Source organism: Bordetella petrii, assembly GCF_000067205.1.
In the GTDB taxonomy this organism is placed as follows: Bacteria; Pseudomonadota; Gammaproteobacteria; order Burkholderiales; family Burkholderiaceae_B; genus Bordetella_A; species Bordetella_A petrii.
In genome coordinates, this window is record NC_010170.1 from 1,933,400 (window position 1) to 1,951,855 (window position 18,456).

The window sequence follows — 18,456 nt, forward strand, 5'->3', positions numbered from 1 at the left end:
CGTCGTTTATTGTTGGATCCAGCGGCGCACGCGGTCGATGGTGGGGCCGGAATAGGCTTCGTCGGACTGCAGCAGCACGAAGTCGCCGGCCTGGATGTGGTCCAGCGCCAGGCCGATGGCCAGCGCATGATCGGGCTCGTCTTGCACGTCAATCGGGCGCGTCCCCTGGGCCAGGCCCTGGCGCAGCAGTGCGCGGGCTTGTCCGGCCGGGCGCCGGCTGGTGACCGTGGCATCGTCGTAGAGCACCACGCGGTCGAAGGCGCCGGCCAGCAAGCGGCCTTGCTCGATCAGGTCGGCGTCGCGGCGGTCGGCCCCGGCAGCGTACACGGCGCACCGGCGGCTGGCCGGAAAGCGCGCCGCGGCGTCGATCAGGGCTTGCAGCGCCGAAGCGTTGTGCACGTCGTCAACGACCACCGTGGCGCCGCCGCGTTCGAACAGGGTGAACTGCCAGGGCGCGTCGGCCTGGTCGATGTCGAAGGCTTCGATGCCGGCGCGGATGATGGCGTCTGGAATGCCCAGCGCCCATGCGGTGCCGACCGCCGCCAGCACGTTCTCGACCTGGAACCCCACGCGCGCGCCATGGGTGAGCGGTATTGCCGCGATGTCGGCCAATGGTGTTTCATTGCGGCCTTCGGCCAACACAATCGAGCCGCCGCGCAGGAACACGGCCCGCTTGCCCTGCGCCAGCTGTTCGGCGATGGCGGGCAACCCGGGGTCGATGCCGAAGAACACCACGTCGCCGTCGCACAGCGGCGCCATGCCGGCCACGAGCGGGTCGCGCGCATTGAGCACGGCCGCGCCGCCGGGCAACACCACGTCAACCTGGGTGCGGAACACGTTGGCCAGACGGTCGGTGTCCTGGATGTCGAAGTCGCCCAGGTGATCACCTTGGTCGATGTTGGTGACCACGCCGACCTGGCAGCGGTCGTAAGCCAGCCCCTGGCCCAGGATGACGGCGCTGTCGTTCTCGATGACGGCGGCCTCGACGCTGCGGTTCATCAGCAGCCGCCGGCCGCTGGCCCAGTCGGCGCGGTCGCCCGCCTGCACCAGCCGCGAGCCCAGATACAGGCCTTCGCTGCAGGCCAGGCCAGTATGGCGGCCGGCCAACGCCAGCAGACGCGCCACCAGGCGCGCCACCACCGTTTTGCCGTTGGCGCCGGTGATGCCTACCACTGGAATGCGGCCGTCGTCGCCGACGGGAAACAGATGGTCGACGATAGCGCGGCCCACCGGACGCGGCGGGCCGTCGGCGGGCTTCAAGTGCATCAGCAGGCCTGGCCCGGCATTGACTTCGACAATGGCGCCGCGCTGGTCGTCCAGGGGTTGCGAGATGTCTTCGGCCACCAGGTCCACGCCGGCCACGTCCAGCCCGACGATCTTCGCGGCCAGCACGACGGTGGCCGCCGTATCGGGATGCACGCGATCGGTGACGTCGAAGGCGACATTGCCGCTGCGCTGGATCAGCACGCGCCTGCCGGCTGCCGGCACGCTGTCGGCCGACAGCGACTGCCGCGCCAGCTCCAGGCGCGCCGCGGAATCCAGGCGCACGATGTTTAGCGGGTGGTTCTCGGTGCGGCCGCGCCGTGGATCGCTGTTGATCTGCAGTTCGATCAGGCGGGAGACGGTATTGCGCCCGTCGCCGGTGACCCAGGCCGGCTCGCCGGCGGCAGCCGCGACCAGGCGATCGCCCACCACCAGCAGGCGGTGCTCATTGCCGGGCACAAAGCGCTCGACCAGTACGCCGCTGCCTTCTTCGACCGCTACGGCATAGGCCGACAGCACTTCCGTCTGGCTGGCCAGGTTGGTGAACACGCCGCGGCCGTGGTTGCCGTCGCACGGTTTGACGACCACCGGCAGGCCGATGTCCTGCGCGGCTTCCCAGGCGTCGGCCGGGCTGTCCACCTGGCGGCCTTCGGGCACCGGCACGCCGGATTCCGACAGCAGTGTCTTGGTCAGATCTTTGTCGCGCGAGATACCTTCGGCGATGGCGCTGGTGCGATCGGTTTCCGCCGTCCAGATGCGGCGCTGGCGGGCGCCGTAGCCGAACTGCACCAGGTTGCCCTCGAACAGCCGGATGCAGGGAATGTCGCGGTCGTCGGCGGCATCGACAATGCATGCGGTGCTGGGGCCCAGGCAATGGGTGTCGACCAGGTCGTGCAGACGGGCGACGCTGCGCTGCACGTCGAACGGGCGGTCCTGGATGGCCGCCATGACCAGTTCGCGGGCCTCGTCCAGGGCGGCGCGCGTCACTTGTTCCTGCCAGGCGCGCACCACCACTTTATAGACGCCGCGCGTCGAGGTTTCGCGCGCCTTGCCGAAGCCGCCGGGCAGGCCCGCCAGCGTCTGCAGTTCGAGCGTGACGTGTTCCAGGATGTGCCCCGGCCAGGTGCCTTCGCGCAGGCGCTGCAGGAAGCCGCCGCGCACACCGGGGCTGCAGCGGTGTTCGATCAGGCCGGGCAGCCAGGTGGACAGCCGCTCGTAAAGCCCCGGTATGGTGTTCGACGGGTAGTCTTCCAGGGCGCCGATATCGACCCAGGCTTCAAGCACCGGGCGATAGGTCCAAATGTTCGGGCCGCGCAAAGCCACGACATCGAGAAATTCAATGTCTTTGTCTTTCATGTTTTGGTGGGGGGAGGTGCGCGTCGGCAGACAGGAGACCCCGGGGGAGAGCGGGCGGGGATGTCGGGCGGGAAGCAGGGCCGATGCGTGGGCGGGTGGTTTCCTAGGATGGAAATTGGTGAAATCGGCTGCTACTATACGCCGCCTTTTCCCGCCGATAAACTCGCGTTGTTGTACGGAAGGGACACGTTCGGCCAGGCCGACAACCCGGCCATGGCGGATCGCCATCCATGACTAAAAAGCAGCTTCTTTCCGGCGCTTGCGGGCAGGCGCCGGCCGGCCGGCACGATGCGGTGCAGTCCCGCCTCGCGCCGGGCGAAGCCATTCTGGCGCGGCTGGAAACCGACCTGGATGCGCACCTGGCCTTTCGGCCAGGATCGGTTGTCCTGACCGGCCGGCGCCTGCTGGCGTGCTGCTCCGACGATGGCCAATGGCGTGAATGGCCGGTTGCGCCGCGGCTGCGCCTGAGCCTGGCCGACCACGCCGGCGTCGCCACGCTCGAACTGCGCGACGGTCCGGTGCGCCTGGCGGCCTGGCGCTTCACCCTGGCCCGCAATGCCGCCGCCCTGCGGCTGGTGGCGGCCTTCGACGCCGTGCAGGCTGGCCGGCAGACCAGCGCGCCCGCCTGTTCCACTTGCCATTTGCCGCTGCCGGCCGGGCAGGCCGAATGTCCGGTGTGTGCGCAGGCCGCGGCCCGGCCGCCCTCGTCCTGGGCATTGCTGCGCCTGTGGCGTTTCGCCCGGCCATACCGGGGCCCGCTGCTGGCCGGCTTCGTGCTGACCCTGCTGGCCACCGCGGCCACCCTGGTGCCGCCTTATCTCACCATGCCCCTGATGGACGACGTGCTGATCCCGTTCCAGAATGGCGCGCCCATCGACTATTCGCTGGTGCGTCTGTACCTGGGCGGGCTGCTCGCCTCGGCCGCGCTGGCGTGGGGGCTGGGCTGGGCGCGCACCTACATTCTGGCCTGGGTCAGCGAGCGCATCGGCGCCGATCTGCGCACCACTACCTACGAACACTTGCAGCAGCTGTCGCTGCAGTACTTCGGCGGCAAGCGCACCGGCGACCTGATCTCGCGCATCGGCAGCGAAACCGACCGCATCTGCATTTTCCTGTCGCTGCACCTGCTCGACTTTGCCACCGATGTCCTGATGATCGCCATGACCGCGGCCATCCTGGTGTCCATCAATCCGTGGCTGGCGCTGGTCACGCTGGCGCCGCTGCCGTTCATCGTGTGGATGATCCATGCGGTGCGCGACCGGCTGCGCCACGGTTTCGAAAAAGTCGACCGCATCTGGGCCGACATTACCAACGTGCTGGCCGACACCATACCGGGTATCCGCGTCGTGAAGGCTTTCGCGCAGGAAAAACGCGAGGTGCAGCGCTTTCGCGCAGCCAACAACCGCAACCTGGAAGTCAACGATCGCGTCAACAGTCTGTGGTCGCTGTTTTCGCCGACGGTGACGCTGCTGACCGAAATCGGCCTGCTGGTGGTGTGGGTGTTCGGCATCTGGCAGGTTGCCAACAAGCAGATCACGGTGGGCGTGCTGGCGGCTTTTCTGGCGTATATCGGCCGGTTCTATACGCGGCTCGACTCGATGAGCCGCATCGTTTCGGTCACGCAGAAGGCGGCTGCCGGCGCCAAGCGTATTTTCGATATTCTCGACCACGTATCCAGCGTGCCCGAACCCGACGCGCCGGCGCGCCTGGATCGCGTGGCCGGCCGTATCGAGCTGCGCAACGTGGCGTTCCGCTACGGCAACCGATCGGTCATCCAGGGGCTCGACCTGGCCATCGCGCCTGGCGAAATGATCGGACTGGTGGGACACAGCGGCTCCGGCAAGAGCACCCTGATCAACCTGATCTGCCGCTTCTATGATGTGTCGGAAGGCGCGATACTCGTCGACGGCATCGACATCCGCAATCTGCGCATTGCCGATCACCGCCGGCACATCGGCCTGGTGCTGCAAGAGCCGTTCCTGTTCTTCGGCACCATCGCCGAAAACATTGCCTACGGCCGGCCGCAGGCCACGCGCGCCGAAATCGTGGCCGCGGCCCGCGCCGCCCATGCCCACGATTTCATCCTGCGCCTGCCGCACGGCTACGACTCGCTGGTGGGCGAGCGCGGCCAGGCGCTGTCCGGAGGCGAGCGCCAGCGCATCTCGATCGCGCGCGCTTTGCTGATCGACCCGCGCATCCTGATCCTGGACGAAGCCACCTCATCGGTCGACACCACCACCGAAAAAGAAATCCAGAAGGCGCTCGACAATCTCGTGCGCGGGCGTACCACCATTGCCATTGCCCACCGGCTGAGCACGCTGCGCCGCGCCGACCGGCTGGTGGTGCTGGCTCACGGCCGCGTCGTCGAACAAGGACGGCACGAGGCGCTGATGGCGCGCCAGGGCGCCTACTATCGCCTGTACCAGGCGCAGGCCCGGACCGGCGAGGCCGACCTGCGCGACGATGTCGACGATGCCGATGGTGGCGACGACGATGATGCGCCCCACGCCTGAACCGCCCGCGAGCCTGCCATGACGCTTCCCGCTTTCGACTTGTACCGCAACGCCCAGGGCAGGCTGGTGTATGTGCCCGTGGACGGGCCAGCGCACGAGGGCGTGCTGGCCGTGCGGGCGTTTCCAGTCAGCGCGCCCTCGCAGGGCGTGTCCATCATCAGCGCCGACGGCCAGGAACTGGCGTGGTTCGACGCCTTGGAAACCCTGCCGCCGCGAGCGCGACAGCAGGTCGAGGAAGCCCTGGCCGGCCGGGAGTTCATGCCCGAAATCCAGCGCCTCGAAGCCGTGTCGGCGTTTGCCACGCCATCGGTGTGGCAGGTGCACACCGATCGCGGACCCACCGAGTTCACCTTGAAAGGCGAGGAAGACATCCGCCGCCTGGCTGGCCAGATGCTGCTGATTTCAGACAGCCACGGCATTCATTACCTGGTGCGCGACACCGCGGCGCTCGACCGCCACAGCCGCCGGTTGCTGGATCACTTCTTGTAAGACCGCCGGAACGGCGTGTGGGCTTCGAGTTCGCCCATGTAGTCGTCCACGGCCTCGGTTTCGCGCTCCAGAAAATCCTCGATCGCGGCCGCGAAGCGCGGGTCGGCAATCCAGTGCGCCGACCATGTAGGGGTGGGCAGCAGGCCGCGCGCCATCTTGTGCTCGCCTTGTGCGCCGCCCTCGAAGTGCGCCAGGCCGTGCTGGATGCAGTAGTCGATAGACTGCAGGTAGCAGGTCTCGAAATGCAGGCCCGGCACGAACTCCAGCGCGCCCCAGTAGCGGCCGTACAGGATGTCGCCGCCCTGCATGTTCAACGCGGCCGCGATGGGCTCGCCGTTGCGCAGCGCCATGACCAGCACCAGCGCGCCGGGCAGGGCCGCGTGCAGGCGCTGGAAGAACTCGGCGCTGAGATAGGGCGGGTTGCCGTGGGCAAAGTAGGTATGCCGGTAACAACGATAAAAGAACGCCAGCGATGCGGCGTCGATCTGCGCGCCGCTCAGCCATCGGAATTCGACGCCGGCGGCCTGCACCTTCTTGCGGTCCTGGCGAATCTTCTTGCGCTTGTCGTGGTTCAGTTCCGCCAGAAAGGCATCCAGGCTGGCGTAGCCGGCATTGCGCCAATGGAACTGCACACCCTCGCGCACCATGCAACCGGCCTGGCGCAGCGCCGCCAGATCGTCTTCGCCCGGAAACAGCACATGCAGCGACGACACTTTCAGGCCCTGTGCCAGTTCGACCAGGCCATGCGCCAGCTCCAGGCGGTCGTCGGCATTGGCGGCCAGCAGGCGCGGACCGCCCACCGGCGTGAAAGGCACGGCGGCCAGCAGTTTGGGGTAATAGCGCAGGCCGTGGCGTTCGAAGGCATCGGCCCAGGCGTAGTCGAACACGTATTCGCCGCGAGAGTGCCCTTTCAGGTATAGCGGCACGGCGCCAGCCAGCCGGTCGGCGCGCCGCAGCAGCAGGTAATACGGCGCCCAGCCCGTATCCGGCGCCGCGCAACCGGTGTCGTGCAGGGCTGACAGGAATTCGTGGCGCACGAACGGCTGCTCGCCCGCCAGCGCGTTCCATTGGCATGCGTCCACACGGGACAGCGAGGTTTCGACGGCAAGACGGGCAGGGGGGCTCATGGTGCAATGATAAAGTCTGGCGTTGACAAGTTCCCGCGCCGTGCCGCAGCCCTTGCCTGCGGCCATCCGATCACCAGGCATGACCGATACCGCTTTTCCCGATTCCATCCGCCGGCTGGCCCTGGCCGCGCTGGCCACGCGCGCCTGGCCCGACAAGCTGGCCTTGGTGCGCGCTATTGGCGAGGCCGTTCCTGTCGACCCGAATACCCGGCTGGATGAACCTGCCGGCCTGCCCGGGCGCCCCGATGCGCCCGAGCTGGTGCCGCCGGGCCAGGTCCGGCAGCGCTCGGTGCAGTCGCCCGAAGGACGCGCCGCGCTGCTGCATGCGCTGGCGCACATCGAGTTCAATGCGGTCAACCTGGCGCTGGATGCAGTATGGCGCTACGAAGCGATGCCGCATGAGTACTACCACGACTGGTTGCGGGTGGCGCGCGAAGAGGCCTATCACTTCGAGCTCTTGAACGACCACCTGGACAGCCTGGGCCATGTTTATGGCGATTTTCCCGCCCACAACGGGCTGTGGGAAATGGCCGAGAAAACCCGTGACGACCTGCTGGCCCGGCTGGCCCTGGTGCCGCGTACGCTCGAGGCGCGCGGCCTGGATGCCTCGCCGCTGATCCGCGACAAGCTGGCCGGCGCGGGCGACGCCGCCGGCGCGGCCATCCTGGACATCATTCTGCGCGATGAGATCGGCCATGTGGCAATCGGCAACCGCTGGTATCGCCACCTGTGCGCCCAGCGCGGCCTGGACCCCGTGGTTTGCTACGCCGACCTGGCGCGCCGCTACGGCGCCCCGAAGCTGCGCGGTCCGTTCAACTTGGCGGCGCGCCGCCAGGCCGGCTTCGACGAGGCCGAACTGCAGGCCCTGCAGCAAACCTAGGCCGTGCGCGGTTACAGCGCGATACCACGCTAAGGCGTGGCCGCACGGCGCCGGCGCGCGCCTGCCTATAGAATCGACGCCATGATCTCCCGACATTCGCTTTCCTTGCTGTGCCTGGCCCTGCTGGCGGGCGGCGTGCGCGCCGCGCCGCCCGCCGATGCCATCGCCGCGTCCGCCGACACGGCCGCTTTCGCCGGCTGCCTGGCGCAATTGCGCGGCCAGGCGGCCAGCCAGGGCGTGTCCGCAAGCACGTTCAATACCTACACGCAAGGCCTCGCGCCCGACATGAGCGTGATCGCTTCGCTGGATGCACAACCCGAATTCAAAACTCCCATCTGGGACTACCTGGCCGCGCTGGTCGACGACGAACGCATCGCCGACGGGCGGCAGGCCCTGCAGCAGTGGCAGCCCGAGCTGGCCCGCGCGCAGGCGCAGTTCGGCGTCGATCCGGCCACGGTGGTGGCGGTGTGGGGCGTGGAGAGCAACTTCGGCAAGAAGTTGGGCGGGCGGCCGCTGCTGACTTCGCTGTCGACCCTGTCATGCTTCGGGCGTCGCCAAAGCTATTTCCGCGGCGAGTTCTTCGCCACGCTGAAAATCATCGAGCAAGAACACGTGCGTCCCGAGCGCCTGAACGGATCTTGGGCGGGCGCCTTTGGCCAGACACAGTTCATGCCCTCCACCTATTTGCGCCTGGCGGTCGATTTCGACGGAGACGGACGCCGCGACCTGGTCGACAGCGTGCCCGACGCCCTGGCCTCCACCGCCAACTTCCTGAAGCGCGCCGGCTGGCAGTCCGGGCTGCCCTGGGGTTTCGAAGTGGCCCTGCCGGCGGGCCTGGATATCCGCATCGCGGGCCGCCGCAACAAACGTCCCATGTCGGCGTGGGCCGCGCAGGGCGTCAAGCGCGTCGATGGCCAGCCGCTGCCGGCTGGCGATACCCCGGCAGGCCTGCTGCTCCCGGCGGGCCCGCAGGGGCCGGCCTTTCTGGTAACGCGCAATTTCGATGCGGTGTATTCGTACAACGCCGCCGAAAGCTATGCGCTGGCCATTGCCCATTTGTCTGACCGGCTGCGCGGCGCCGGCCCCTTTGTACGGGCCTGGCCCACCGACGATCCCGGCCTGTCGCGCGCCGAGCGGCGCGAGTTGCAATCGCTATTGATCGCGCGCGGCTACGACATCGGCGAGCCCGACGGCCTGATCGGCGCGCGCACCCGCACCGCCCTGCAGGCCGTGCAGCGCGAAGCCGGCCTCGTGGCCGATGGGCGGGCAGGGCAGAAATCCCTGCTATGGCTGCGCCAGAACGCCGCCGACCCGCCCGCCGGCGTCAATGCGCCGCCGGCGCGTTGAATACGTAAGCGTCCATCGACAGCACGCCATGACTGATGCCGCCGTCCAGCACCTCTACCTCGGATCCCGGGGCGGCGGCGCCGGCGGCGATCAGCAGCGGCAGGTAATGTTCGGCCGTGGGATGCGCGCGGCGCGCCTGCGGGGCCGCATCCAGGTAGCCTTCCAGGGCTTGGCGGTCATGCGCGCGCACCGCCGCGCGCGCCCACTCGGTAAAGGCTTGCACGTAGGGTTCGTCGGCGCCGTCGCGCTGGCGGAATTCATACAGGTTGTGTGTCAGGCTGCCCGAGCCCACGATCAGCACGCCTTCGCCGGACAGCGGCGCCAGGTTGCGTCCCAGCTCCCAGGCCTGGGCGGGCTCCAGCGAGGCAGGCAACGACAGCTGCACCACCGGCACGTCGTGCGCGGGAAACATATGCAGCATGGGCACCCAGGCGCCATGATCCAGGCCGCGCCGGTCATCCAGCGCGACCGCATGGCCGGCCTGGCCCAGCAGCGCCGCGACGCGCGCCGCCAGGGCGGGATCGCCCGGGGCCGGGTATTGCAACGCATACAGCGGCGCGGGAAAACCGCCGAAATCATGAATGGTCTCGGGCCGCGTGGATGCCGTCACGGCCAGGCCGCGGGTCATCCAGTGCGGCGATACGATCAGCACCGCGGCCGGTGTCGGACGGCGTTGCCCCAGGGCCGCCAGCAGCGGCCCCGCGCGGCCGGGTTCCAGGGCGAAGGTGGGCGCGCCGTGGGACACGAAAAGAGTAGGCTGTGCTTGCATGGCAGAAAATCTCCGTTAAGGCTGGCCCGGGACGGGGCAGCCCGTTTACTAGACTGTAATTGCCTAGTGAATAGAGATAAATAAGCCATTTGTGGAAACATTGTTCCAAGAATGGTGGGTAATATGGATCGCTTCGAAGAAATGCGCGTGTTCACCGCGGTGGTCGAGGCCGGCAGCTTCGTGAAAGCCGCCGAATCCCTGCGTATGTCCAAGGCGGGCGTCTCGCGCCACGTGACGGAGCTCGAAACCCGCCTGGGCGTGCGGCTCATGCAGCGCACCACCCGCCGGCAATCGCTGACCGAAGAAGGGCAGTTGTTCTATGAACGCTGCAAAATGCTGCTGGCCGAAGTCGAAGACGCCGAAACCGAAGTCAACAGCCGCAGCGGCGAGGTGGGCGGGCTGTTGCGCGTAAACGCGCCGCTGACTTTCGGCGTGCGCCACCTGGCGCCGCTGTGGGCGGTTTTCAAGGCTCAGCACCCCAGGCTGACACTGGACATCACCCTGGCCGACCGCGTGGTCGACCTGGTCGACGAAGGCTACGACGTGGCTGTGCGCATTACGCAGCTGGCCGACTCCACGCTGATCAGCCGCCATCTGGCCTCGACGCGCATGGTGCTGTGCGCCAGCCCCGCTTATATCCAGGCGCACGGGCGGCCCGAGCATCCCAAAGAGCTGGCCATGCACGCCGCCATTGCGTACAGCTACTGGGCCGGCCGCGACGAATGGCGTTTCCATGGCAGCGAGGGCGAAGTCAGCGTGCGCATCCAGCCCGTCATGCGCGCCAACAATGGCGACACCTGCGTGCAGGCCGCGCTGGCGCACCTGGGCGTCATCCTGCAGCCGACCTTTCTGGTTGGCGACGCCCTGCGCGCCGGCTCGCTGGTGGAGCTGATGCCGCAATACCGCTGCGCCGAACTGGGCATCTACGCTATGTATCCCACCCGGCGGCACGTGCCGCCGCGGGTGCGCGCGCTGGTCGACTTCCTGGCCGGCCACTTCGCGCACGCGCCGTGGCCCGACTGAGCCTGCGCGCCTTTTGCGGGCGGTGCCGTACCGCCTTTATTTCTACGGCGATTCAAAAAGGAGCTTGTGCGATGCCTAGTAGTCTGTCTCGTTCTGCTCGTTCGTATGGCCTGACGCTGTTGTGCTGCGCTGCCGTCGGCCTGGCGCACGCCGCGCCCGTGGCCGCGGTGCATGACGCCGCCCAGGCGCAGCGCCAACCCATGCTCGACACCATGCGCGACCTGGTCGGCATCGAGTCGGGCAGCAAAGACCTGGAAGGCCTGCGGCAACTTGCCGCGCTGGTGGCCAAGCGCCTGAAGGCGCTGGACGGCAAGGTCGAGATCATCACGCCCGCCGACATCACGCGCCTGGCCGATACGCCGGAACAGGTGGGGCCGATGGTGCACGCCGAATTCCAGGGCACGGGCAGCAAGAAGATCATGCTGATTGCCCACATGGACACGGTCTACCAGAAGGGCATGCTGAAAGACCAGCCGTTTCGCATCGAAGGCGAGCGCGCCTATGGCCTGGGCATCGCCGACGACAAGCAGGGCGTGGCCGCCATCATCCATACGGTGGCCTTGCTGCGCGACCTGGGCTTCAAGGAATACGGCTCGCTCACCGTGCTGATCAATGGCGATGAAGAAATCAGTTCGCCTGGCGCGCGCAACACCATTACGCGCCTGGGGGCTGACCAGGACGCCGTGTTCTCGTTTGAAGGCGGCGGCAAAGACGGCAACCTGCGCCTGGCCACCAGCGGCATCGGCGCGGCCTACCTTACCGTCACCGGCAAGACTTCACATGCCGGCGCGCGGCCGGAAGGCGGCGTCAATGCGCTGTACGAACTGGCGCATCAGGTGCTGCAAATGAACGACCTGTCGCAACCCGCGCAGGGGTTGAAGCTGAACTGGACCCTGGCCCAGGCCGGCACCGTGCGCAACGTGATTCCCGGCCGGGCCACGGCGCAGGCCGATGCCCGCTCGCTGAAGGTCGCCGATTTCGACGCGCTGGAGGCCGCCATGCGCGAGCGCATCCAGAAAAAGCTGCTGCCCGAGGCGAAGGTCGACCTGCGTTTCGAAGTGCGCCGCCCGCCGCTCGAAGCCACCGAGGCGTCGCGCCGCGTGGCCACGCATGGCGCGGCCATCTACGAAGAGCTGGGCTTGCCGATGAAGGTGCTGGACGTGGCGACCGGGGGCGGTACCGACGCCGCCTTCGCCGGCGTGAAGGCGCGCGGAGCCGTGGTCGAGGGCATGGGGTTGAGCGGCTTCGGCGCGCATTCCAACGCGGCGGAATACGTGCAGATCGACACCATCGTGCCGCGCCTTTATCTTGCCGCGCGCATGATCATGGACATTTCGCGCGACCAGGTGCCGCTTAAGTAGGGCGCGTTCGCGCCGGCGGCGCGGTGTCCTGCAGATACCGCAGCATCTGCCGGGCATAGGCGGGCAGGTCGTCGGCGTGCCGCACGCATAACAGCAGGTGGCGCTGCGCCCAGGGCGCGTCGAGCGCCACCGCCTTGATGCCGGTGGCGCGCGCACAGCGCCGCGCCGCCGCCCGCGGCACGATGCCTATGCCTATGCCGCCGCCCACCAGCCGGCAGATAGCGTCGAAGCTGTGCAGCCGCACACGGTAATTCAAGGCCGCGCCGGCGCGGCGCGCATGCAGGGCGATGTGCTCTTGCAGGGCGCTGCCCTCGGCCAGGCCGATGAAGTCATGGGCCGAAATCTCGGCCAGGCCCACGCTGGCCGATTGCGCCAACACGTGGCCGCGCGCCACCACCAGCACCAGCGGATCGGGGCGGAACGGATAGGTATTCAGACCCTGCGGGTCGGCTGAATCGGCCACGATGCCGATGTCGGCCGCGCCGGCGCGCATGGCGTCGGCGATGTCGTCGCTGGGCCGTTCTTGCACGTCCACCGAAATGCGCGGGTGCTGCGCCAGGAAGCCGCACAGCGCATCGGGAAGGTATTCGCTGAGCGCGGCCGTGTTGCACAGCAGCCTGACGTGGCCCCGGATGCCGTGTCCGTATTGGTCCAGCTCGCCGTGCATGCGCTCGACCTGCTGCAGTACGGCGCGGGCATGATGCAGCAGCGTTCGGCCCGCCGCCGTGACGCGCACGCCATGGCGCTGGCGCACCAAGAGCGGCACGCCCAGCGTGTCTTCCATGCCGCGCACGCGCTCGCTGGCCGACGCCAGCGTCATGTGGGCGCGCTGCGCGCCGCCGGTAATGGAGCCGGCCTCGTGAATTCGCAAGAACAGGCGCAGATCGGTCAGGTCGAAACGCATTGCGCGATGCTAGCACGCCAGAATAAGGAATAACCTGAACCTGAATTCGGCACATCCGCATTGGCGTACTGGCAATAGCCAATGAAAATAAGGTCTCTTGCAACACATTGCGGCGCGGGCGAAAGGCGGTTGCCTACGGTTGTGCCGAAACCTGGATACGCATGCATCTGTTCGAATTCTTGCCGCCCATGCCGGCCACGGTGGCTGCCGTGTTCTTGCTGGCCGGCCTGGCCAAGGGCGTGGTGGGCATGGGCCTGCCTACCATTTCCATGGCCTTGCTGGCCTTGTTCATGCCGCCGGCGCAGGCCGCCGCGCTGTTGGTCGTGCCTTCGCTGCTTACCAATCTATGGCAGGCGCGGCCCGCGCGCACACTGGGGCCGTTGCTGCGGCGCGTCGGCCCCATGCAGATGGGCGTTTGCGTCGGCACGCTGGCCGGCGCCATCCTGTTCGGCCCCCCGGCCGGCGACTGGGGCGTGGCGGCTTTGGGCGCCGTGCTGCTGGCATATGCGGCCTGGGGGCTGTTCGGCACGCCGCCCGTGCTGTCCGCGCGGGGCGAGCGGTGGCTGGGACCCTGCGCGGGAATGCTCACCGGCGTCATCACCGCGCTGACCGGCGTGTTCGTCGTGCCCGCCGTACCGTATCTGCAATCGCTGGCGCTGGACAAAGACGGGCTGGTGCAGGCCATGGGCGTGTCGTTCACGGTGTCCACGGTGGCGCTGGCGGCCGGGCTGTGGCTCAACGGAAGCTATGGCGCGAGTGCGGCGGGCGCTTCATTTGCCATGCTGGCGCCGGCCTTGCTGGGCATGGCCGCTGGCCAGCGCTTGCGCCGCACGCTGTCGCCGCGCATGTTCCGCCTGTGCTTCATGGCCAGCCTGGCGGCTTTAGGGGCCTACCAGCTTGTCGAGGGGCTGGCGTCTTGAAAACCCCGGCTAGCGGTGGAACCCGTACGACCGCATGATCTGGCCCACTTTCGGGCCCTTCAGGTAGAACAAGAACGAGCGCGCCGCCAGGTTCTCTTTGCCATTTTCCAGCAGCACGGCGTCCTGCCGGATCGGGTCGTACAGCGTCGTCGGCACGATCCACGCCGAGCCACGCTGGATGCGGCTGTCCTTGTAGATGTGCGACAGCGTCACGAAACCCAGGTCGCTGTTGGCGTCCGCCAGAAAGCGGCGGGTATCCATCGTGTTGTGGCGTTCGACCAGCTTGTCGCTCACCGAACCGCTCAGCCCCAGCCGGTCGAGCACCTGCATGGCAGGGCGACCATAGGGCAACAGGTCGGGGCTGGCAACCGACAGCCGCTTGAACTGGTTGTCTTTCAGCACCTCGCCTTGCGGGTCGACATAGCCTTCGCGCGGCGACCACAGCGCCAGCACGCGCATGGCGTAGGTGTAACGCGTGCCCGGCACGGCCTTGTGGGTGGCTTCCAGGCGCGCCGGCAGCACGTCGTTGCCGGCCACGAAAACATCGTAGGAAGCGCCCCGCGAGATCTGGGCGTAGAGCTGGCTGGTGGGGGCGGTGGACAACACCACGACATTGCCGGTCTTCCGCTGGAAATCTTCGGCAATGGCGCGGATCGGTGCCGCGACATCTGTTGCCACGGCCACCTGCACCTGTCCGGCGCGAGCCGTGGCAACGGTCATACAGGCAAGCAATAACGCGACGGGAAGGCTGATGCGCGCATTCATCGGCAATCTCTGGCGCTGCGGCGCAGCGCGTTTTCTATCGAACAGGCGTGTGATTTGATCATATTCACGCGGCCGCGCCCACCCGGCCCGGGGGGCAGGGCCGCGCCATGCCGAGGAAAATCCGGAAATGCATGGATTATTGGCTGTTGATAGCCGGATTGAATGTTGCAACATCGAGTTAAACGCTGGCGAGGCCGGCCGGTCATCGCGGGGTCGCCGCTTGGCAAGAACTCCCATTGCGATGAAAATCCGTGTTTTGTCTCGGGCCGCCTTGCGGACCTGCCTCCATGCGCGATTCAAGCAGTATCGACATACGGCCGATCGCGCCGCACGATTCGATCCCGGAACTGACGGCGTTGCTGCACAGGGCGTACGCGCGCCTTGCCGCCATGGGCCTGCGCTACGTGGCCACGCACCAGTCGGATGACATCACCCGCCAGCGCATCGCCCAGGGCGAATGCCACGTGGCGGTGGCCAACGGCGTTCTCATCGGTACCATCGTCTTCAAGCCCATGGCCAACACCAGGGGCTCGCCCTGGCTCGACCGGCCGGACGTGGCCTCACTGGCCCAGTTCGCGGTCGACCCGTCATGGCAATCACAGGGGCTGGGCGGGCGTCTGATGGCGCTGGCCGAGGCGCGCGCCGCGCAGACGGGCGCCGCCGAAGTCGCGCTGGATACCGCTGAATCCGCGGGGCATTTGATCGATTGGTATGTCAGGCGCGGTTATCGCCATATCGAATACGCTCAATGGCAAGGCGTGAACTACCGCAGCGTGATCATGAGCCGGCCGGTGCCGGCCGCGGAACCGGCGCCAGACGCGCCATAATACGGGTCTTGCACAAGACCCCCGCCGCGCTTTGCTCAGGCGCTCATTGCCCGTAAATACCCGGTCGAGCTGCCGCAAAACTTCGCCCCGTCCATGCCCGATTCCGCTGCACCCGTGTCCTCCACCGCCGTCCGCGTCGCCATCATCGGTGGCGGCCCGGCCGGCCTGATGGCGGCCGAAGCCCTGGCGCGGCAAGGCATACCGGCGGACGTCTACGATGGCATGCCGTCGGTGGGGCGCAAGTTCCTGCTGGCCGGCCGGGGCGGATTGAACCTTACCCACAGCGAGCCGGCCGGGCGTTTCAACGCGCGCTACGGCGTGCGCAGCGCCGCCGTGGCCGGCTGGCTGGGCCGGCTGGACGCCCAAGGCCTGCGCGATTGGGCGCATGGCCTGGGCGTCGAGACTTTCGTCGGGTCGTCCGGCCGCGTGTTCCCGCGCGAGATGAAGGCCGCGCCGCTATTGCGCGCCTGGTTGTCGCGGTTGCGCGCCGCGGGCGTGCGCTTTCATATGCGGCATCGCTGGAGCGGCTGGCCCCCCGGCGCGCCCATCGACCCGCGACAGCTGCATTTCCAGACGCCACAGGGGCCGTTGCTGGTGAGCGCCGATGCCGCCATTCTGGCCCTGGGCGGCGCCAGCTGGGCCAGGCTCGGCTCCGACGGCGCGTGGGTGGCCGGCCTGCAGGCGCACGGCGTAGACATCGCCGCGTTGCGTCCGGCTAATTGCGGCTTCGAGGCCAACTGGAGCGCGCACCTGCGCGAGCGCTGCGCCGGCATGCCGCTCAAGTCAGTTGCCATGGCGCCGGATCACGGCGGCGCGCCCGGCTTGTGGCGGCGCGGCGAGTTCGTGCTGACCGCCGCCGGCATCGAAGGCAGCCTGGTGTACGCCTTGTCGGCCGGGCTGCGCGATGCCATTGATGCAAACGGCACGACGCTCGCCTGGGTCGACCTGCTGCCCGATCAGTCCGCCGAGCGTGTTCTGGCGCAGGTTGCGCATCCGCGCGGCGCGCGTTCCATGTCCAGCCATCTGCAAAGCCGGCTCGGACTCAAGGGCGCCAAGGCCGCGCTGCTGCGCGAATGCGCGCCGGCACAAGCCTGGCAGGACACGGCGCTGCTGGCCCGCTGCATCAAGGCGTTGCCGCTGCGCCTGTTGCGCGCGCGTCCCATCGACGAGGCCATCAGCAGCGCGGGCGGCGTGCGCCTGGAGGCCGTTGACGACGCGCTGATGCTCAAAACCGCCCCGGGCGTCTTCTGCGCCGGCGAAATGCTGGATTGGGAAGCGCCCACCGGTGGCTACCTGCTCACGGCATGCATGGCCAGCGGCGTGGTGGCGGGAGAGGGCGCGCGGGCGTTCCTGGCATCGTGATGCCCGCAAGGCCTGTTTAGCCCACTAAGCCCAGTAAGCCCCGCTAAGCCCCGTTAGTGCCGGTGTCGGCCCGGCGCGGCAGCACCCAGTCCGGCCGAGCGAAATGGCAGGTATACCCGTCGGGGAAGCGTTCCAGGTAATCCTGGTGCTCGGGTTCAGCCTGCCAGAAATCGCCCGCCGGCTCGACTTCGGTAACCACCTTGCCGGGCCACAGTCCCGAAGCGTTGACGTCCGCGATCGTATCCAGCGCCACGGCTTTCTGCTGTTCGCTGGTGAAGTAGATTGCCGAGCGATAGCTCATGCCGCGGTCATTGCCCTGGCGATTCGGCGTCGTCGGGTCGTGAATCTGGAAAAAGAATTCGAGCAGCCGGCGATAGCTGATTTGCGACGGATCGAACAGAATCTCGATCGCCTCGGCATGCGTGCCGTGATTGCGATAAGTGGCATTCGGCACGTCGCCACCGGTGTACCCGACCCGGGTCGAGATTACGCCGGGCAGCTTGCGGATGAGATCCTGCATGCCCCAGAAGCAGCCGCCTGCAAGTACAGCACGTTCGGTCGTCATGATATTTCCTTTACCTGGTCGAGATATTCGCCGTAACCCTGTTCCACCATCTGATCGCGTGGCACGAAACGCAGCGAAGCCGAATTGATACAGTATCGCAGACCGCCGCGATCGCGCGGCCCGTCGGGAAATACATGCCCCAGGTGGCTGTCGCCATGCGTCGAGCGCACTTCGGTGCGGATCATGCCGTGGCTCGCGTCGCGCCGCTCATTGATGTTCACCGGCTCGACCGGCTTGGTGAAGCTCGGCCAGCCGCACCCCGATTCATACTTGTCCGTAGACGAGAACAGTGGTTCGCCTGACACGACGTCGACATAGATGCCCGGCTCGGCGTTGTGCAGCAGGGCGCCGGTTCCCGGGCGCTCGGTTCCGCTTTCCTGTGTCACCCGGTACTGTTCGGGCGTCAGGCTGGCAATAGCAGCCTCGGTTCTCTTGTACGAAGTAGCCATGGTTCGCTCCATTTCACACGTTGCGGACGCCGGGGCGCAAGCCCGGCACGGATGCGCGCAGCAGGCACAATGATGCTGCGAGCAAGACGATATCCTTCAGCAGAAACTGGCCGGGTGCCGCCGAGATGGCGGGAAATCCGCCCGCGCTGGCTTCCGCGACGCCAGGGGTAGTGAAGAAAAAGGTCAGGGTGATCAGGTACGTGGCCGCGGACATCGCCGCGCCCAGCGCCGAGAAAGCCGGCTGGAACGCTCCCACAACCAGAGCCGCCGCCGTCGACAGTTCCAGCACGCCGATCACGTAGCTGGCGCCCTGGATGCCGAACAAGGCGTGCAGCCAGCTCATGATGGGGCTGTGCGCGATGAACGGCCCGATGCCGTTCGCTTCGTACGCGGTGAATTTCATCGCGCCAAACCAGAGAAAAACAATGACGAGCGCCCACCTGAGCAGGGCCAGCGCCGCGGGCGATCCGGCGCCTTTTTCAGCGATTTGCAGGGGTGACGGGTTCTCGGGGTGGGTCATTGCGGTTTCCTTTGGT

At 67.6% G+C, this 18,456-nt stretch carries 17 protein-coding genes; 9 read left to right on the forward strand and 8 right to left on the reverse strand.

Features of this window, described 5'->3' with window-relative positions; all coding sequences use genetic code 11:
* Positions 1 to 6: 6 nt before the first annotated feature.
* Positions 7 to 2,619: a cyanophycin synthetase gene (cphA, locus tag BPET_RS09460; protein ID WP_041862836.1), complete on the reverse strand. Its 2,613-nt coding sequence runs from the start codon at positions 2,617 to 2,619 to the stop codon at positions 7 to 9.
* 230 nt (positions 2,620 to 2,849) lie between these two features.
* Between cphA and BPET_RS09465 the strand changes: the two genes are divergently transcribed.
* Positions 2,850 to 5,132, forward strand: coding sequence for a cyanophycin metabolism-associated ABC transporter (locus BPET_RS09465; protein WP_012248784.1), 2,283 nt, complete (start codon positions 2,850 to 2,852; stop codon positions 5,130 to 5,132).
* Between the two features lie 18 nt (positions 5,133 to 5,150).
* Positions 5,151 to 5,621 carry a cyanophycin metabolism-associated DUF1854 family protein gene (locus BPET_RS09470; RefSeq protein ID WP_012248785.1) on the forward strand — a complete coding sequence of 157 codons (471 nt, stop codon included), beginning with the start codon at positions 5,151 to 5,153 and terminating at the stop codon, positions 5,619 to 5,621.
* On the opposite strand, the gene BPET_RS09475 is transcribed toward BPET_RS09470, so the two are convergent.
* Positions 5,609 to 6,748, reverse strand: a complete 1,140-nt coding sequence (locus tag BPET_RS09475; RefSeq protein ID WP_041863734.1) for a GNAT family N-acetyltransferase — start codon at positions 6,746 to 6,748, stop codon at positions 5,609 to 5,611. The two genes, BPET_RS09470 and BPET_RS09475, sit on opposite strands and share 13 nt — an antisense overlap.
* A 79-nt stretch (positions 6,749 to 6,827) precedes the next feature.
* Between BPET_RS09475 and BPET_RS09480 the strand changes: the two genes are divergently transcribed.
* Together BPET_RS09480 and BPET_RS09485 are read left to right on the forward strand one after the other, a co-directional pair.
* Entirely contained in the window at positions 6,828 to 7,628 is an 801-nt protein-coding gene (locus tag BPET_RS09480; RefSeq protein WP_012248786.1) for a ferritin-like domain-containing protein, read from the forward strand.
* Positions 7,629 to 7,709: 81 nt separating this feature from the next.
* Positions 7,710 to 8,975: a lytic murein transglycosylase gene (locus tag BPET_RS09485; RefSeq protein WP_012248788.1), complete on the forward strand. Its 1,266-nt coding sequence runs from the start codon at positions 7,710 to 7,712 to the stop codon at positions 8,973 to 8,975.
* Here BPET_RS09485 and BPET_RS09490 read toward each other — a convergent pair.
* Positions 8,953 to 9,744, reverse strand: coding sequence for a dioxygenase family protein (locus BPET_RS09490; protein ID WP_012248789.1), 792 nt, complete (start codon positions 9,742 to 9,744; stop codon positions 8,953 to 8,955). The two genes, BPET_RS09485 and BPET_RS09490, sit on opposite strands and share 23 nt — an antisense overlap.
* A 123-nt stretch (positions 9,745 to 9,867) precedes the next feature.
* Between BPET_RS09490 and BPET_RS09495 the strand changes: the two genes are divergently transcribed.
* Together BPET_RS09495 and BPET_RS09500 are read left to right on the forward strand one after the other, a co-directional pair.
* Positions 9,868 to 10,767, forward strand: coding sequence for a LysR family transcriptional regulator (locus BPET_RS09495; protein ID WP_012248790.1), 900 nt, complete (start codon positions 9,868 to 9,870; stop codon positions 10,765 to 10,767).
* Between the two features lie 71 nt (positions 10,768 to 10,838).
* Positions 10,839 to 12,128: a M20/M25/M40 family metallo-hydrolase gene (locus BPET_RS09500; RefSeq protein ID WP_012248791.1), complete on the forward strand. Its 1,290-nt coding sequence runs from the start codon at positions 10,839 to 10,841 to the stop codon at positions 12,126 to 12,128.
* On the opposite strand, the gene BPET_RS09505 is transcribed toward BPET_RS09500, so the two are convergent.
* Positions 12,121 to 13,032: a LysR substrate-binding domain-containing protein gene (locus tag BPET_RS09505; RefSeq protein WP_012248792.1), complete on the reverse strand. Its 912-nt coding sequence runs from the start codon at positions 13,030 to 13,032 to the stop codon at positions 12,121 to 12,123. The two genes, BPET_RS09500 and BPET_RS09505, sit on opposite strands and share 8 nt — an antisense overlap.
* 161 nt (positions 13,033 to 13,193) lie before the next feature.
* Here BPET_RS09505 and BPET_RS09510 point away from each other — a divergent pair, with 161 nt between their 5' ends.
* The gene (locus BPET_RS09510) at positions 13,194 to 13,952 is read left to right on the forward strand and encodes a sulfite exporter TauE/SafE family protein (protein ID WP_012248793.1); all 759 of its coding nucleotides are present in this window, start codon (positions 13,194 to 13,196) and stop codon (positions 13,950 to 13,952) included.
* A 9-nt stretch (positions 13,953 to 13,961) separates the two neighbouring features.
* Here the strand turns inward: BPET_RS09510 and modA are convergent, their stop codons facing one another.
* Positions 13,962 to 14,672, reverse strand: coding sequence for a molybdate ABC transporter substrate-binding protein (modA, locus tag BPET_RS09515; protein WP_231852673.1), 711 nt, complete (start codon positions 14,670 to 14,672; stop codon positions 13,962 to 13,964).
* Positions 14,673 to 15,004: 332 nt separating this feature from the next.
* On the opposite strand from modA, the gene BPET_RS09520 reads away from it, so the two are divergent.
* Together BPET_RS09520 and BPET_RS09525 are read left to right on the forward strand one after the other, a co-directional pair.
* The gene (locus BPET_RS09520) at positions 15,005 to 15,544 is read left to right on the forward strand and encodes a GNAT family N-acetyltransferase (protein WP_012248795.1); all 540 of its coding nucleotides are present in this window, start codon (positions 15,005 to 15,007) and stop codon (positions 15,542 to 15,544) included.
* Between the two features lie 93 nt (positions 15,545 to 15,637).
* Positions 15,638 to 16,906: a TIGR03862 family flavoprotein gene (locus BPET_RS09525; RefSeq protein WP_012248796.1), complete on the forward strand. Its 1,269-nt coding sequence runs from the start codon at positions 15,638 to 15,640 to the stop codon at positions 16,904 to 16,906.
* Positions 16,907 to 16,949: 43 nt separating this feature from the next.
* On the opposite strand, the gene msrA is transcribed toward BPET_RS09525, so the two are convergent.
* Genes msrA through BPET_RS09540 form a run of 3 tightly spaced genes read right to left on the reverse strand, consistent with a single transcriptional unit; the run spans position 16,950 to position 18,440 of the window.
* Positions 16,950 to 17,471 (reverse strand): peptide-methionine (S)-S-oxide reductase MsrA, encoded by a 522-nt coding sequence (gene msrA / locus BPET_RS09530; RefSeq protein ID WP_012248797.1) that lies wholly within the window; start codon positions 17,469 to 17,471, stop codon positions 16,950 to 16,952.
* Positions 17,468 to 17,920 carry a peptide-methionine (R)-S-oxide reductase MsrB gene (gene msrB / locus BPET_RS09535; RefSeq protein WP_012248798.1) on the reverse strand — a complete coding sequence of 151 codons (453 nt, stop codon included), beginning with the start codon at positions 17,918 to 17,920 and terminating at the stop codon, positions 17,468 to 17,470. Before msrB ends, msrA begins: the two co-directional genes overlap by 4 nt.
* Positions 17,921 to 17,933: 13 nt before the next feature.
* A complete protein-coding gene (locus tag BPET_RS09540; RefSeq protein ID WP_012248799.1) occupies positions 17,934 to 18,440 on the reverse strand; it encodes a YkgB family protein in 507 nt (168 codons plus the stop codon).
* Positions 18,441 to 18,456: the final 16 nt, after the last annotated feature.

Bases quoted from the DNA above. Each gene is read 5' to 3' on its own strand.
- BPET_RS09505 (WP_012248792.1), bottom strand. From the start codon at position 13,032: ATGCGTTTCGACCTGACCGATCTGCGCCTGTTCTTGCGAATTCACGAG.
- BPET_RS09520 (WP_012248795.1), top strand. From the start codon at position 15,005: ATGCGCGATTCAAGCAGTATCGACATACGGCCGATCGCGCCGCACGAT.
- BPET_RS09470 (WP_012248785.1), top strand. From the start codon at position 5,151: ATGACGCTTCCCGCTTTCGACTTGTACCGCAACGCCCAGGGCAGGCTG.
- BPET_RS09490 (WP_012248789.1), bottom strand. From the start codon at position 9,744: ATGCAAGCACAGCCTACTCTTTTCGTGTCCCACGGCGCGCCCACCTTC.
- BPET_RS09465 (WP_012248784.1), top strand. From the start codon at position 2,850: ATGACTAAAAAGCAGCTTCTTTCCGGCGCTTGCGGGCAGGCGCCGGCC.
- BPET_RS09475 (WP_041863734.1), bottom strand. From the start codon at position 6,748: ATGAGCCCCCCTGCCCGTCTTGCCGTCGAAACCTCGCTGTCCCGTGTG.
- msrA (WP_012248797.1), bottom strand. From the start codon at position 17,471: ATGACGACCGAACGTGCTGTACTTGCAGGCGGCTGCTTCTGGGGCATG.
- BPET_RS09500 (WP_012248791.1), top strand. From the start codon at position 10,839: ATGCCTAGTAGTCTGTCTCGTTCTGCTCGTTCGTATGGCCTGACGCTG.
- BPET_RS09525 (WP_012248796.1), top strand. From the start codon at position 15,638: ATGCCCGATTCCGCTGCACCCGTGTCCTCCACCGCCGTCCGCGTCGCC.
- BPET_RS09480 (WP_012248786.1), top strand. From the start codon at position 6,828: ATGACCGATACCGCTTTTCCCGATTCCATCCGCCGGCTGGCCCTGGCC.
- BPET_RS09485 (WP_012248788.1), top strand. From the start codon at position 7,710: ATGATCTCCCGACATTCGCTTTCCTTGCTGTGCCTGGCCCTGCTGGCG.
- BPET_RS09540 (WP_012248799.1), bottom strand. From the start codon at position 18,440: ATGACCCACCCCGAGAACCCGTCACCCCTGCAAATCGCTGAAAAAGGC.
- modA (WP_231852673.1), bottom strand. From the start codon at position 14,672: ATGACCGTTGCCACGGCTCGCGCCGGACAGGTGCAGGTGGCCGTGGCA.
- cphA (WP_041862836.1), bottom strand. From the start codon at position 2,619: ATGAAAGACAAAGACATTGAATTTCTCGATGTCGTGGCTTTGCGCGGC.
- BPET_RS09495 (WP_012248790.1), top strand. From the start codon at position 9,868: ATGGATCGCTTCGAAGAAATGCGCGTGTTCACCGCGGTGGTCGAGGCC.
- BPET_RS09510 (WP_012248793.1), top strand. From the start codon at position 13,194: ATGCATCTGTTCGAATTCTTGCCGCCCATGCCGGCCACGGTGGCTGCC.
- msrB (WP_012248798.1), bottom strand. From the start codon at position 17,920: ATGGCTACTTCGTACAAGAGAACCGAGGCTGCTATTGCCAGCCTGACG.